16 protein-coding genes are annotated in these 13,035 nt (G+C 69.1%); 6 read left to right on the top strand and 10 right to left on the bottom strand.

Features of this window, described 5'->3' with window-relative positions; genetic code table 11:
* Positions 1 to 27: 27 nt before the first annotated feature.
* From AB0B64_RS22380 to AB0B64_RS22345, 8 genes are all read right to left on the bottom strand, one after another.
* Positions 28 to 351 carry an MGMT family protein gene (locus AB0B64_RS22380; protein WP_357944419.1) on the bottom strand — a complete coding sequence of 108 codons (324 nt, stop codon included), beginning with the start codon at positions 349 to 351 and terminating at the stop codon, positions 28 to 30.
* Complete coding sequence (locus AB0B64_RS22375; protein WP_357944416.1) at positions 339 to 698, bottom strand: hypothetical protein; 360 nt, start codon at positions 696 to 698, stop codon at positions 339 to 341. Before AB0B64_RS22375 ends, AB0B64_RS22380 begins: the two co-directional genes overlap by 13 nt.
* 22 nt (positions 699 to 720) lie before the next feature.
* A complete protein-coding gene (locus AB0B64_RS22370; protein ID WP_357944413.1) occupies positions 721 to 1,878 on the bottom strand; it encodes a S8 family serine peptidase in 1,158 nt (385 codons plus the stop codon).
* Entirely contained in the window at positions 1,872 to 2,672 is an 801-nt protein-coding gene (locus AB0B64_RS22365; RefSeq protein ID WP_357944410.1) for a hypothetical protein, read from the bottom strand. The genes AB0B64_RS22370 and AB0B64_RS22365 overlap by 7 nt, the downstream gene beginning before the upstream one ends.
* 155 nt (positions 2,673 to 2,827) lie before the next feature.
* Positions 2,828 to 4,090: a S8 family serine peptidase gene (locus AB0B64_RS22360; protein ID WP_357944409.1), complete on the bottom strand. Its 1,263-nt coding sequence runs from the start codon at positions 4,088 to 4,090 to the stop codon at positions 2,828 to 2,830.
* The gene (locus AB0B64_RS22355; RefSeq protein WP_357944406.1) at positions 4,084 to 4,803 is read right to left on the bottom strand and encodes a hypothetical protein; all 720 of its coding nucleotides are present in this window, start codon (positions 4,801 to 4,803) and stop codon (positions 4,084 to 4,086) included. Before AB0B64_RS22355 ends, AB0B64_RS22360 begins: the two co-directional genes overlap by 7 nt.
* 91 nt (positions 4,804 to 4,894) lie before the next feature.
* On the bottom strand, positions 4,895 to 6,076 hold the full coding sequence (gene moeZ / locus AB0B64_RS22350; RefSeq protein ID WP_357944403.1) for an adenylyltransferase/sulfurtransferase MoeZ: 1,182 nt from the start codon (positions 6,074 to 6,076) through the stop codon (positions 4,895 to 4,897).
* 47 nt (positions 6,077 to 6,123) lie between these two features.
* The gene (locus tag AB0B64_RS22345; protein ID WP_357944399.1) at positions 6,124 to 7,023 is read right to left on the bottom strand and encodes an alpha/beta hydrolase; all 900 of its coding nucleotides are present in this window, start codon (positions 7,021 to 7,023) and stop codon (positions 6,124 to 6,126) included.
* Positions 7,024 to 7,429: 406 nt separating this feature from the next.
* Here AB0B64_RS22345 and AB0B64_RS22340 point away from each other — a divergent pair, with 406 nt between their 5' ends.
* A complete protein-coding gene (locus AB0B64_RS22340) occupies positions 7,430 to 7,786 on the top strand; it encodes a hypothetical protein (RefSeq protein ID WP_357944396.1) in 357 nt (118 codons plus the stop codon).
* 307 nt (positions 7,787 to 8,093) lie between these two features.
* Here the strand turns inward: AB0B64_RS22340 and AB0B64_RS22335 are convergent, their stop codons facing one another.
* Complete coding sequence (locus AB0B64_RS22335; protein ID WP_357944393.1) at positions 8,094 to 8,981, bottom strand: Ku protein; 888 nt, start codon at positions 8,979 to 8,981, stop codon at positions 8,094 to 8,096.
* 60 nt (positions 8,982 to 9,041) lie between these two features.
* On the opposite strand from AB0B64_RS22335, the gene ligD (AB0B64_RS22330) reads away from it, so the two are divergent.
* The 5 genes from ligD (AB0B64_RS22330) to AB0B64_RS22310 all read left to right on the top strand — a co-directional run bounded on the left by ligD (AB0B64_RS22330) (position 9,042) and on the right by AB0B64_RS22310 (position 12,069).
* Positions 9,042 to 9,944, top strand: coding sequence for a non-homologous end-joining DNA ligase (ligD, locus tag AB0B64_RS22330; RefSeq protein ID WP_358179380.1), 903 nt, complete (start codon positions 9,042 to 9,044; stop codon positions 9,942 to 9,944).
* Positions 9,941 to 10,822, top strand: coding sequence for a non-homologous end-joining DNA ligase (gene ligD, locus AB0B64_RS22325; RefSeq protein ID WP_358179378.1), 882 nt, complete (start codon positions 9,941 to 9,943; stop codon positions 10,820 to 10,822). The genes ligD (AB0B64_RS22330) and ligD (AB0B64_RS22325) overlap by 4 nt, the downstream gene beginning before the upstream one ends.
* 33 nt (positions 10,823 to 10,855) lie before the next feature.
* A complete protein-coding gene (locus AB0B64_RS22320; protein ID WP_358179376.1) occupies positions 10,856 to 11,068 on the top strand; it encodes a hypothetical protein in 213 nt (70 codons plus the stop codon).
* Between the two features lie 62 nt (positions 11,069 to 11,130).
* A complete protein-coding gene (locus tag AB0B64_RS22315) occupies positions 11,131 to 11,751 on the top strand; it encodes a TetR/AcrR family transcriptional regulator (RefSeq protein WP_357944383.1) in 621 nt (206 codons plus the stop codon).
* 87 nt (positions 11,752 to 11,838) lie between these two features.
* Positions 11,839 to 12,069, top strand: coding sequence for a DUF3107 domain-containing protein (locus AB0B64_RS22310; RefSeq protein WP_358179374.1), 231 nt, complete (start codon positions 11,839 to 11,841; stop codon positions 12,067 to 12,069).
* 105 nt (positions 12,070 to 12,174) lie between these two features.
* Here AB0B64_RS22310 and AB0B64_RS22305 read toward each other — a convergent pair whose 3' ends face one another.
* The gene (locus AB0B64_RS22305) at positions 12,175 to 12,819 is read right to left on the bottom strand and encodes a ferritin-like fold-containing protein (protein WP_357944380.1); all 645 of its coding nucleotides are present in this window, start codon (positions 12,817 to 12,819) and stop codon (positions 12,175 to 12,177) included.
* Between the last annotated feature and the right edge of the window lie 216 nt (positions 12,820 to 13,035).

Raw genomic sequence — 13,035 nt, 5'->3', positions numbered from 1 at the left:
GATTCGCTCAACGAGCGAATCCGCTGGTCAAACTCGTTTCTGAGAATCGGCTGAACGACCGTCCCAGCGCGCCTGGCGCATGTCGACGCGCTCACCGCGCAGGGGGGTGCCCTCTTCGCGCCAGTGCTCCAGACAGCGTCGCACGTGGTCAGGGGCCGCGCCGGTGCCGTCGGAGTGCACCACGCGCCACCACGGCACGCCGCCGCCCCAGGTCGACATGACCTGCCCGACCTGACGTGGTCCGCCCTCGCCGAGATATTCGGCGATGTCGCCGTAGGACATGACCATGCCCGGCGGGATGGACTCCACTACCTCGAGGACCCGTTCGGCGAACGGATTCACGGAGTCCATGCGTTGGGCCCCGCCTCGATCATTTCGTGAAACTTGCCGATCTCGACCACCGAACCGCCGGCCACCAGCTCCACGATGCCGTCGCGCAGCGTGTAGCTCTCGCCGTCTTCGCCGACGAGCCTGGCGCCGAGGGCGGCCGCCAGCAGGACGAGCTGCGCCACTTGCCAGTCGGAGCCCGGCTCGCCGATCACCTGATCGCGCCAGTGCCCCACGACGTGCGTGTCACCGGCGTGTCCGGTGACGATCTCGTCCGACCCGCGCACCCCGAAACCGGCCGGCGCGATCGCCTTCGCGAGCTCGGAAAACGCCAGGGGCGCCTCACGAACCACGCGCAGCTCGTATCCCATGACGCGCGACCATAGCGGATCTTTACTCTCTACGCTGATTGAGCACGATGATGGCCCCGCAGAACATCACCAGCGCCAGCAGCACGCCCCCTCCATAGAGCCACAGCCGCCACGGATCGGGCCCCGGGCGCGACGGCCCGGGCGAGTCCTCGCCGACGCCGAAGTGCCGGTCGTCGGGCACGGCGACCTCGCGCTGCTCTCCGGCCAGCCGTTCGGCCGCGTTGAGCGCGGCACCGGCGTCGACCACCCCGAACCCGGTCTTGTCGTCATAACCGGCGGCGGGCCGTCCCCGGGCGCTCGCGGCCAGGGCCTGCGCGACCTGCTCGGGCGCCATGGCGGGATAGCGCGACTTGACCAGCGCGGCCACCCCGGCCACGAGCGCGCTGGCCGAGCTGGTGCCCTCCGAAAGCTCGTAGCCGCCCTTGCGCTTGACGACGGGTACGCCCACCCCCGGCGCGGAGACGAGGACGGACAGGTTGTCGCTGCTGAACGTCGCGCCCTTGCCCTGCTTGTCGACGGCCGCGACGCCGATGACGCCCGAATAGCCCGCGGGGAAGCTCCAGAACGAGGTGCCGTTGTCCTTGGCGTACTTGGTCTGCCCGTCGTTGCCGACGGCGGCGACCAGCACGACACCCTTGCCGAGCGCGTAGGAGACGGCCTCGCGTTCGGACTTGAGCGGCCCGTAGGAGCCGATCGACATGCTGATGACCTTGGCGCCGTGGTTGGCGGCGTAGCGGATGGCACGGGCCAGCGGGCTCTCCAGCGCGCTCTGCTCCTCCTGCTGGGGGTCGATGGTGCCGGCGCCGGGATCCTCGTCGACCGCCAGGGCCAGGGAGAGGATGCCCGACTCCGGTGCCACGCCGATCAGCCCGTCGTCGGCCCCGGACCCGGCGATGAGGGCGGCCATCGCGGTGCCGTGCTCGCCGGGCTTGGCCTGGCGCTGGACGGTGGCCTCGGTCATGTCGGGACCGGCGGTCACGCGGCCGCGCAGCTCCTTGAGCTTGCCGTCGACCCCGCTGTCGACCACGGCCACGGTGACGCCTTTGCCCTTGGTGACCGTCCACGCCTGCTCGACGTTGAGCGCGTCGAGCACCCACTGCTGCTGGTCCCGGACGGGGGCGGCCGCCGGGGCGTGCAGCATGACCAGGGCGGCGGTCAGCGCGCGTACGACGGTCAGCACACGTTCCCCTGAGTGCAGGGCGGAACCTTCGGCGGGTCCGCCAGGAAGTAGGCGATCTGGTTGCCGATCGACTTGCCCGCCGGCCACAGCTCGCTGTGGAGGATCTCCTCGGGCGGGATGGCCGCCCGGGTCCTGCCGTCGGTGTAGCCCGCCGTCGAGAACACGATGTACGGTCCGGCGCCCACCCAGCCCGTACGCTGGCGCTGGTCGGCCCCGAACCGCTCGGTCACCGTGCCGGGGAAGGCCACGGGCAGCACGCCGACCCGGTCGTCCTGGGTGAGCTGCTCCGTCGCCGATAGCCTGGAGTCCTCGTCCTTGAGTACGGCCACGCCGACCGTGAAGACGAACATGGCCGTCTGATCCACGTAGGTGGCGCGGAGCATGGTCACGCAGCCGTTGTCGTCGAGGACGCCCGCCACGGACGGGTCGACGCCCTTGCCGCACTCGGTCTCGGGGGCGATGCCGACGCGCCGGGCGTATTGCTGGGCCTTGTCGAGCCCGACGTACTTGACCTCTTCGGGGAAGACGTCGGTGGCGGGCCACGCCTGCCAGCGCCTGGCGATCTCCTCTTGTTTGTACTGGTTCTGCTCGGCGGCGGTCAGCGGGCGCGACCGGGTCTCTTCGAGCAGCCCGATCGTGCCGAGCAGCACGAGGACGGCCGAGGCGACCACGATGGTGCCGACCAGCGTCACGAACAGACGGCGGAAGCGCACACCCTGCCGGAGCACGGCCTGCTCCACCCGCTCCTTACTCGCCAGCCTGTCGCGGCCGGTGGCGGCCGGCCAGGAGCGCACGCGAGAACGGCGGCCGGCTGGAGCACCGAGCGGGTTCCTTCGTCCCGATGTGGCTCCCCCGGCGCGCGGCAACCCTGAGGTGGACCTACGTGCCTTCACCACCGCCTCGTTCCCAGGCTCGGTTCGTGTCTATTTCGTCCCCCTTAGCGGGCGGATCATGCGTCTTGCCCATTCTGAGCGCGACGCACGCGTCTGACCAGGGCGAATATCGCCCACATGGAGGAGAGCGCGCCGAGGGCGGCCGCCAAGGCGATCGTCCCATAGACCTTTACGCGCGCTTGGTCCCTGTTGACGACCTCGATCCGGCCCGCCGATCCGCCGGCGAGCGGCCGGGCGGGGTCCTGCGCCTGCGCCCCCGCGGCCGTCTCGGTGTGCTTGGCGAGCCGGGCCGCCTCGGCGAGCGCCTTGGCGGCGTTGACAACGCCGAAGCCGGTGGCGGTGTCGTAGCCGCCCGGTGGCCGGTCGGTGGCGCTCGCCGTCATGGCCTGCGCGACCAGCGGCGGCGACATCGCCGGATATTTGGCCTTGATGAGGGCGGCCACCCCGGACACCAGCGCGGTGGCCTGCGAAGTGCCCCTGCCGACCCAGTACTCGTCGTCGGGGCCCGCGCCCATGATGTCGACGCCGGGCGCGGCCACCAGCACCGATGAGTTCCAGTTGGAGAACGTCGCCCGCCGCAGCCGCCGGTCCGTCGCGCCCACGGACACGACGCCGGGGAAGGCGGCCGGATAGGAGAAGGGGGCGAATCCCGTCTCATCGGGCTTGCCCGCGCCGTCATTGCCCGCGGCGGCCACCAGCACGACGCCCTTGGAGATCGCGTAACGCACGGCCGCCCGCTCCTCAGCGGTCGCCAGATCCTTGGAGATCGACATGTTGATCACGCGCGCCCCCCGATCGACCGCGTAGCGAATGCCCCTGGCCACCACGTTCTCGAAGCGCACGGCGGTGTTGAACTCCCTGAACCCCGGCTCCTCGTCTTCCAGTATCACCCGGACCGACAGCAGCCGCGCCTTCGGAGCCACCCCGATCACGCCGAGCTTCCCCCCGTGTCCGTGGCCGTGCCCGGCGATCAGCGAGGCCATGTACGTGCCGTGCAGGCGACGCGGCGGCACGTCCGGCGGGTTGGCGCCCTCGGTGAAGTCCTTGCCCACGGTCACGGAGCCGGCCAGGTCGCGGTGGCCGGGATCGACGCCCGAGTCGAGCACGGCCACGGTGACGCCCGCGCCCTTGCTGATCCGCCACGCCTTCTTCAGCTCCAGCGTGCTGATCACCGGCTCCTGACCGCCGCGCACGTCGTCCGCCAGCGCGGGCGCGGCGTTGAAGAGCCCCGGCGTGGGCCCGGCGCTCAAGGCCCCCAGCGCGGATCCGGCGCTGAAGAGGAGCGTCGCCGTGATGAGCACGGCCGCGCGGGTCAGCACCGCCACTCCTGGGAGGCGCAGTCGGGCATCCGCGGCGTGCTCAGGTCGGCCAGGATCCGCTCGGAGATCTCGCCGGCGAAGGCGAAGATGGCCGGCCGCTGCTCACCGACCGTGCGCGCCGGACGGCCGTCGACCTGGCCCGCCGTGGTCAGCACGAGGTACGGGCCGGCCTGGCGTACCGAGCCGGCCTGACGTACGGAAGGGGTGAAACGGTCGGAGACCGTGTCCCGGAAGGCCACGGGCCGCAGGCCGGGCACGGGGGCGCCGGCGGCGGAAAAGGCGGACTTGGCGCGTACGGCCTTGGGCTCGTCGGGCAGGGCCACGACGCCGACGGTGACGAGCACGCCCCGCAGGGCGTCGATGTAGGTGGCGCGCAGCACCCCCAGGCAGCCCGCCTTGCGCAGGGCCTTGGCGGCTTTGGCGTCGACGGAGTCGGCGCAGGTGACGGCCGGTGAGATGCCGATCCGGCTGGCACGTTCGCGGCCGCCCTGCTCGGCGGAGTAGGGCAGGCTGGCGGGGAAGATGCGCCCGCTCGCCCAGGTGCGCCACCGCTCGGCGACCTCGCGCCTGGCCGCCGAGTGGAGTTCGGCCGGACTCGGGCCGCGGGACAACTCCGCGCCCGCCACACTGGCCGCGACCCCGGCGGCGACCGCGCAGACCATGGTCAGCACGGAGGCCGCCACGAGAGCGGGCCAGGGGCGGGCGTCGTCCACGGCATCGACCTTAATGCGGGCGACCGGGCGCCATCCGCAGAAACCAGACGCCAGTGGACGGACTCACGGAACGGACATCACGGAAAAAGTATCAGTAGGAGGGCAGGCTGGGGTCGACGGTCGCGACCCAGCTGAGCACCCCGCCGCCGACGTGCACCGCGTCGGAGAACCCGGCGTTCTTGACGATCGCCAGCGCCTCCGCCGAGCGCGCGCCCGACTTGCAGTGGAGCACGATGCGCTTGTCCTGCGGCAGCTTCTCCAGGGCCGAGCCGTTGAGGAACTCGCCCTTGGGGATCAGCGTGGCGCCGGGGATGGAGACGATCTCGTACTCGTTGATCTCGCGGACGTCGACGAGGAAGATGTCGTCGCCGTTGTCCTGCATGGCCTTGAGCTCGCGGGCGGTGATCGTCGAGCCCGTTGCGGCCTCGGCGGCCTCGTCGGAGATCGCGCCGCAGAACGCCTCGTAGTCGTCGAGCAGCTCGGTGACCGTCGGGTTCTTGCCGCACAGCACGCACTCGGGGTCCTTGCGGACCTTGACGTCGCGGTACTTCATCTCCAGGGCGTCATAGATCATCAGCCGGCCGACCAGCGGGTCGCCGATGCCGGTGAGCAGCTTGATGGCCTCGTTGACCTGGATGGAGCCGATCGAGGCGCACAGCACGCCGAGCACGCCGCCTTCGGCGCACGAGGGCACCATGCCGGGAGGCGGGGGCTCGGGGTAGAGGCAGCGGTAGCAGGGGCCGTGCTCGGCCCAGAACACGCTCGCCTGGCCGTCGAAGCGGTAGATCGAGCCCCAGACGTACGGCTTGCCGAGCAGCACCGCGGCGTCGTTCACCATGTAGCGCGTGGCGAAGTTGTCGGTGCCGTCGACGATGAGGTCGTAGCCGGAGAAGATCTCCATCACGTTGTCGTTGGTCAGCGCCGTGTTGTGGACGACGACGTTGACCAGCGGGTTGATCTCGCGGACCGTGGCCGCGGCGCTCTCGGCCTTCGGCCGGCCCACGTCGGACTGGCCGTGGATGATCTGGCGCTGCAGGTTGGACTCGTCGACGACGTCGAAGTCGATGACCCCCAGCGTGCCCACGCCCGCCGCCGCCAGATACATCAGCGCGGGCGAGCCCAGGCCACCGGCGCCCACACAGAGCACCTTGGCGTTCTTCAGCCGCTTCTGCCCGGCCATCCCCACGTCGGGAATGATCAGGTGGCGCGAGTAGCGGCGCACTTCGTCGACGGTCAGCTCTGCGGCCGGCTCGACCAGCGGTGGCAACGACACTTTCTACGCTCCCGTTCGAGGGGGACTATCCCATCCACCTGTGAAACCTAGTTGGCGAGTGGGGCATTCCCCAACCGTGTCTCACCGATCAGACGGCGGGCCTCCGCGGCGACCACGCGGGGCGTCTCCATCATCGCCACGTGCCCGGCTCGCGGCAGGAGTACCAGTCTGACCTGCCGGAACGTACGGGCCGCCTTGGCGGCCATGGCGGGGCGCACCAGGCGGTCGTGTCTGCCGTGGATGATCAGGGTGGGCGCCTCGATCAGGGCGGCCTGGCGCCACAGGTTCGCCTCGCCGCGGCGGAAGTACTCGGCCACGATGCCCCGGGCCGAGCCGATCATGGCGGCGGCGGCATGGGGCAGCCCGTCGCGCCTGCGCTGCTCCTCGATCGCGTCGCGCAGCCGTAGCGGATGGACCGCGGCGACGTCCGCCCAGACCATGGCGAAGGAGGACCTGATCCGCTGCTCGGCGGGGATCAGCTGGAGCTTGCCCGCCACCCACTCGCCCAGCCGGGGCAGTGCCGCGGCGGCGATGCGCATCGGGCCGTACCTGGGCAGCAGGTCGGGCAGCGCCGGCGAGATGAGGACGAGCGAGCGCACCAGGTCGGGGCGGGTGGCGGCCACCCTGACGGCGACCGCGCCGCCCATCGAGTTGCCGAACAGGTGGGCGGGACCGGTCTCCTCCAGCAGGCCGATCACCGCGCGGGCGTGCGCTTCGATGGTGTAGTCGCCGTTCGCGGGTTCGGGTGAGAACCCCGCGCCGGGCAGGTCAATGGCGTAGCCGGTGACGAGGTCTTTCAGCTCGTCCATCAGGTCGGTCCAATTGGTGGCCGCGCCGGCCAGGCCGTGCACGAAGACCGCCTTCTCGGGGGCGCCTTCGGGGGTCTTCCTTACGTGCACCGACCCGAACATCCGTCCTGGCCAGTGCGGGATCGGTGCTGCAGTCATGCGTCCTCCTCGCCTCCTCCAACGATAACCGCCGTCGCCCTCCAGCCTACATTTCGGATAAATGCTCCTTTATTGGCATTTATCGGTACGCGTTTCGCGGCCTTTAGCCGGATTTCTCGGCGGCGCCTCGCTTCCGGGGCCGTCGCCGCGAGCCGGAATCGGGGCGACCGCATCGCGGACGACCTGCCCCCATAAAACGGACAAATCATTTCATTTCATTTCATAAATGCTTAATAAGAGCAATGAGAGAGTTAGCGTATAGCAAAACACAACTACGGCCGTTTATCCCGCCGGAACGTCGGAAATAAATCAGCACGGATGACGCATTCAATGTCATCCAAGATATTTACCGTTCACTCCGGCAAATATCTGGAACAGGGCAACCGATCCTTTAGGGGGGAATTCAATGCCCAAGTTCAAGAGTGTCATCGCAGGGCTTGTGATCAGCACGGGTATGTCCGGCGGCCTCATCAGCCTCGGCGCCCTGACCACCGCCACCTCCGCCAGCGCCACGACCGCCTCCGCGAGCACCAGCGCCTCCACCTTCTCGTGGGGCTGTGGCCGTCGCTGTGGCGGCTGGGGCGGCTGGGGCGGCTGGGGCCGTCGCGGCGGGCACCGCAGTGGCCGGGTCAAGGTCCACATCCACCTGCACAACAACAACCAGAACACCGTGCGTACGGACTCTGACGCCGACGCCAACGCTCGCTCGTTCAACTTCGAGCGTGAGGAAGAGGAGCGCGCTCGTCGCGAGGCGCTTCAGTAACAACTCGGAGACGGCCGATCCGGTCGTCGAGGAGATAGCCATGCAACCGGTTACGCGGTTGAGGTGAGCTCCGGACGCACCGCCGAGTGCCTGTGTTCTCGATAAAGGACACAGGCGCTCGGTAAAAGTCGCCACGCCAACGCGTCCGGGCTCGGCGGGAATTAATTCCCATGGCCTTTCGGGGGAGCAGTGAAGCGGAATTCCTCCGGCCAAGCCTCCCCCTCCGATAAATGCGGGGCGCCTTCGGCATTTGATGCCGAAGGCGCCTTTGCATTTGCGGTGGCGGATCAGCATTTGCGGTGGCGGATCAGGCGGACTTGCGGGCCTTGCGCTTGGGGGCGGCCTTCTCCCCCGTGTCCTTGTCCCCCGCGTCCTTCGACGCCTTGGTGGCCCGCTTGGGCTTGGCGGCCTCGCCGGAACGCTCGCGCTTGGCCGCGTCGACGCTCGCCCGCAGCGCGGCCATGAGGTCGACGGCGGGGCCCGCCTCCTCCTCGCCCTCCGGCGGCGCGATGACCTCCCTGCCCTCCACCTTGGCCTCGATCACCTGCTGCAGGGCCTCGCGGTAGGCGTCGTGGTGCTCGGTCGCGTCGAAGTCCGCCTTCATCGTGGTGATGAGCGACTCGGCCATCTTGAGCTCCTGGGCCCGTACCTCAATGTCCTCTTCGAGGAACCCGAAGTCGGGCACGCGGATCTCGTCCGGCCAGTACATGGTCTCCAGCACGAACACCCCGTCACGCACCCTGAGCGTGGCCAGCGACTCCCGCTGCCGCAGCGCCACCTTGACGACGGCGACCTGCCCCGAGCTCTCCAGGGCGTTGCGCAGCAGCACGTACGGCTTGTCGCCCTGGCCGTCCGGTTCCAGGTAGTACGACTTGGCGAAGTAGATGGGGTCGATCTGGTCGGCCGGCGTGAACTGGAGGACGTCGATCCTGCGCGAGGTGCTGAGTGGCAGATCCTCGAAGTCCTCGTCCGTCAGCACCACGATCTCTCCGGTGGCCAGTTCGTAGCCCTTGGCGATGTCGGAGTAGGGGACCTCTTCGCCGTCGACCGTGCACACGCGCTTGTAGCGGATCCTGCCGCCGTCCTCGCGGTGTACCTGGTGGAAGGTCACGTCCTTCTGCTCGGTCGCGGAGTAGAGCTTCACCGGGATCGTGACGAGGCCGAAGGAGATCGCCCCTTTCCAGATGCTGCGCATGGGCACTCCTCAGCTCTAGCGGGCTCGCCCTATGGGCACATACCCGTCATGGTGCAACCAATGCCATACCCCATCGAACCAATGCTCGCCGTACCCGGACAACTACCGGAAGATCGCGAGCGGTATGGCTTGGAGGTCAAGTGGGATGGCATCCGCGCCATCCTCCACCTGGACCGTGAACTGAAGGTGACGGGAAGGCACGGAGTCGAGTACACCCGCCGATATCCCGAAATTTCGGGGTTCGGGGTGAAGAATGCGGTGATCGATGGCGAGGTGGTCGCGCTCGATCCGCGCGGGCGGCCCAGTTTCGTCCGGCTGCAGCACCGCATGCACCTCACCGACCCGGAGGAGGTGATGCTGGAGCTGTACCCGGTCACGTACCTGCCGTTCGACCTGCTCTACCTCGACGGCACCACACTGCTGGATCTGCCGTACCGCGACCGGCGCAGTCTCCTCGACGAGCTGGAGATCGGCGCCCCGCCATACTTCTCGGGAGATTCCGACCTGCTCGCCGCCACCCAGGAGCAGGGCCTCGAAGGCGTCGTTGCCAAGCGGCTCGACTCGCCGTACCGGCCGGGCACGCGCTCGCCGTCGTGGATCAAGGTGAAGCACCTCAGTACGAGGGACGTCGTGATCGGCGGCTGGAAGCCGGGCAAGGGCCGCAGGTCGGGTGGGATCGGCTCGCTGATCATGGGCGTGTTCACGGAGCACGGCCTGACGTACGTCGGGCACGTCGGCACCGGCTTCACCGAGGCGGTGCTCGACCAGCTCCACGCGTTCCTGAGCCCGCTGGAGATCCCCCGCAGCCCCTTCCAGAACGTCGTCCCGTGGCGCAACCGCTGGGTTAGACCCGAACTCGTCGGGGAGGTGGCCTACACGATGTGGACCGACGATCTGCGGCTGCGCCACCCGGTGTGGCGCGGCCTGCGCCCGGACAAGCTCCCTTCGGAGGTGACGCTGTGAGCCCAGCGAAGGTCCCGGTGCGGGTCGACGGGCGGCAGCTGGTGCTGACCAACCTGGACAAGGTGCTCTATCCCGAGGTCGGCTTCACCAAGGCCGAGGTGATCGACTACTACAGCCGCGTCGCCCCCGCGCTCCTGCCGCACCTGAAAGGCCGGCCGCTCACCGTCAAGCGCTACCCGAACGGGGTGACCGGCCAGTCCTTCTTCGAGAAGAACGCCCCCGACCACACCCCGGACTGGGTCAGGAGAGCCACCCTGCCCGTGCCGGGCAGCACCAAGAACCGCGACGAGATCGACTTCGCCGTGATCGACGGCCTGCCGTCGCTCGTCTACTACGCCAATCTGGCGGCGCTGGAGCTGCACGTGCCCCAGTGGCGGGTGTCCGACGACGGTGAGGCGCTGCCGCCCGACACCCTCGTGTTCGACCTCGACCCCGGGGCGCCGGCGACCATCGTCGAGTGCTGCCGGGTGGCCCTCATGCTGCGCGAGGTGCTGCGCGCCGACGGCCTCACCGCCCGGCCGAAGACGAGCGGGAACAAGGGCATGCAGCTGTACGCGGAGTGGGACGGCCGCGAGGAGCCCTCCGCGTACGCCAAGAGACTGGCCCAGCTGCTGGAGAAGGCCCACCGCGACCAGGTGGTCAGCGTGATGGCCAAGAAGGCGCGCCCCGGCAAGGTGTTCATCGACTGGAGCCAGAACAACCCGGCCAAGACCACCGTGGCCCCCTATTCACTGCGCGCCGGGCCACGGCCCACGGTCTCGACGCCGCTGCTGTGGAAGGAGGTCGAGGGCTGCGAGCATCCGGAGGACCTGGTGTTCGCGACACACGACGTACTGGCCAGAGTCGAGGAGCACGGCGACCTTTTCGGTCAGGCGTAGTCTGGTTCCGTCCGCACCTAGAAGGGGACTGCAATGTCGGAGATGGACGTACGTGGGGACGACCTCCCCTTCGACGAGATGGAAGAGCTGTCGATCGAGGCCCCCGAGGCCGACGCCGCCGAGCAGCACCGTGACGTGCGCGACGCGGAGGGCGGGAGCCCCCGCGAGACCCCGCTGGAGGTCGATCCAGCCGACGCCGCCGAGCAGTATCGCGAGGTGGACCTCGATGATGACGACTATCGCTGATGAGTCGTTGAGTCGCACGTAGGATGTCCGAACAGCCGACTCGGAGCCCCATGGAGACCAGCGTGACCGCAACCCCGGACGCCAAGCCCCGGGGCACTCGGCTGCCCCGACTAGCCCGCCGCCGGCAACTGCTCAGCGCCGCGCAGGAAGTGTTCGTGGAGAACGGATATCACGCGGCCGCCATGGACGAGATCGCCGAGCGGGCCGGGGTCAGCAAACCCGTCCTCTACCAGCACTTCCCCGGCAAGCTGGAGCTCTACCTCGCGCTGCTCGACCTGCACGTGGACGACATGGTCAACCGCTGCCGTGAGGCGCTGGCCTCCACCCATGAGAACAAACTCCGCGTCCAGGCCACGTTCAGCGCGTTCTACTCCTTCGTCTCCACCCAGGGCGAGGCGTTCCGGCTCGTCTTCGAGTCCGACCTGCGCAACGTGGCGCCGGTGCGCCAGCGGGTGGAGCGCTCCCTGCGCGAGTGCGCCGAGATGGTCAGCGCGGTGATCCAGGAGGACACCGGCTGCACCAGCGACGAGGCCCACCTGCTCGGCGTCGGGCTGGTTGGCATGGCCGAGGTGAGCGCCCGCTACTGGGTGACCACGCAGGGCTCCATCCCGAAGGACGCCGCCGAGCAGCTCATGGCCCGGCTGGCCTGGCGCGGCATCAGCGGTTTTCCGCGTACGGCTTAAACCCGTTCGCTGGGCGCGATCATCGGCGATTCCTGGCTCACCAGCGGCGACGATGGGAGGAGCCAGCCCCGTCGAAAGGGAGCATTGATGGAAGTCAAGATCGGCGTACGCTCCGTACACCGCGAGCTCGTTGTCGAGACCGACCTGTCCTCCGAGCAGGTCGAAGAGGAGATCAGAAAGGCGCTCGCCGCCGATCGCGGCGTCTTCTCCATCACCGACGCAAAGGGGCGGCGCGTGATCGTGCCGGTCGCGTCGATCGGCTTCATCGAGATCGGCGAGGACGAGTCGAGGCCCGTGGGCTTCGGCGGCACCCTCTAGCGCCTCCGCAGCGACTCTCCAGCGGCTCAAGAGCGGCTCAAGCGGGGTGCGGCGGCACACGCCGTACCCTCGCTCGAGCGGCGCGCTCACGGGGCGCGGGACGGTTCAGAGGCCGAGGGCGGCCATCCGCTTGCCGTGCTCCTCGGTCAGCTTGGCGAACAGGCGGGAGATCTGCGTAGGGTCGTCGGCCGCCGGGCCGACCACCAGCAGCGCCAGCTCCGGCCGGGCCGCCGCGACCTGCTGCCCCTGGCTGAGCGCCTCACCGACCAGCCGTCGCGCCCACAGCGCCAGCCGGCCGCTCACCGCCGGGTCGGCCGCGACCCCGGCCCTGACCCGCTCCACCGCGAACTCCGAGCGGCCCTCGTCCACGAGCACCTCGTCGACCAGCTTCGCGATCGACGGTTCGAGGTGCCTGGCCGCCTCCCGGTAGAAGTCGAGCGCGATGCCCACGCCCACGTACGCCTTGACCAACGCCTGCAACCAGTCGGCCGGGGCCGTCTGGGTGTGCCAGGCGTCCAACGCCTCGACGAACGGCGCCATCGACTGCTCGGGATCGGCGCCGAGTTCCGTCAGCCTGTCGTGCAGGAGACGAAAGTGGGCATATTCGGCTACGGCCAGCTCGCTGAGCGCGGCCTGATCGGCCAAGGAGGGGGCCAGGGAGGCCGCGTCCTCGGTCATCCGCGCGAAGGCGCTGAGCTCGGCATAGGCCAGCACACCGAGCAGATCGACGACTCCTGGAGACTCGTTCATGGAAGGCAGCGTACTTCGGGAACATTCGGAAACTCGGCCAACGTTGTGGTATCGAGTACACTGCTCTGTGAAAGTGCGACCGCACTGTGTTAATTCGGGGGAATTCCCCGTTAACCCCCCGCTTCCGGGTCTGCGGTCGCGATGACGCGAGAGGGCTGGCTCTACCGCGAGGACCCAGGCACGGGGTTTGTTTTCCGCCCGTCGGTCCCGGCAGGC

Origin of the sequence: Nonomuraea sp. NPDC049129 (assembly GCF_040648495.1) — a bacterium.
In the GTDB taxonomy this organism is placed as follows: Bacteria; Actinomycetota; Actinomycetes; order Streptosporangiales; family Streptosporangiaceae; genus Nonomuraea.
Note: the sequence above shows the minus strand (reverse complement) of the source record. Positions and strands in the feature narration are given on the sequence as shown.

Coding starts and splice junctions, on each gene's coding strand:
- AB0B64_RS22380 (WP_357944419.1), bottom strand. CDS start 351: ATGGACTCCGTGAATCCGTTCGCCGAACGGGTCCTCGAGGTAGTGGAG.
- AB0B64_RS22375 (WP_357944416.1), bottom strand. CDS start 698: ATGGGATACGAGCTGCGCGTGGTTCGTGAGGCGCCCCTGGCGTTTTCC.
- AB0B64_RS22345 (WP_357944399.1), bottom strand. CDS start 7,023: ATGACTGCAGCACCGATCCCGCACTGGCCAGGACGGATGTTCGGGTCG.
- AB0B64_RS22340 (WP_357944396.1), top strand. CDS start 7,430: ATGCCCAAGTTCAAGAGTGTCATCGCAGGGCTTGTGATCAGCACGGGT.
- AB0B64_RS22335 (WP_357944393.1), bottom strand. CDS start 8,981: ATGCGCAGCATCTGGAAAGGGGCGATCTCCTTCGGCCTCGTCACGATC.
- ligD (WP_358179380.1), top strand. CDS start 9,042: ATGCCATACCCCATCGAACCAATGCTCGCCGTACCCGGACAACTACCG.
- AB0B64_RS22320 (WP_358179376.1), top strand. CDS start 10,856: ATGTCGGAGATGGACGTACGTGGGGACGACCTCCCCTTCGACGAGATG.
- AB0B64_RS22310 (WP_358179374.1), top strand. CDS start 11,839: ATGGAAGTCAAGATCGGCGTACGCTCCGTACACCGCGAGCTCGTTGTC.
- AB0B64_RS22305 (WP_357944380.1), bottom strand. CDS start 12,819: ATGAACGAGTCTCCAGGAGTCGTCGATCTGCTCGGTGTGCTGGCCTAT.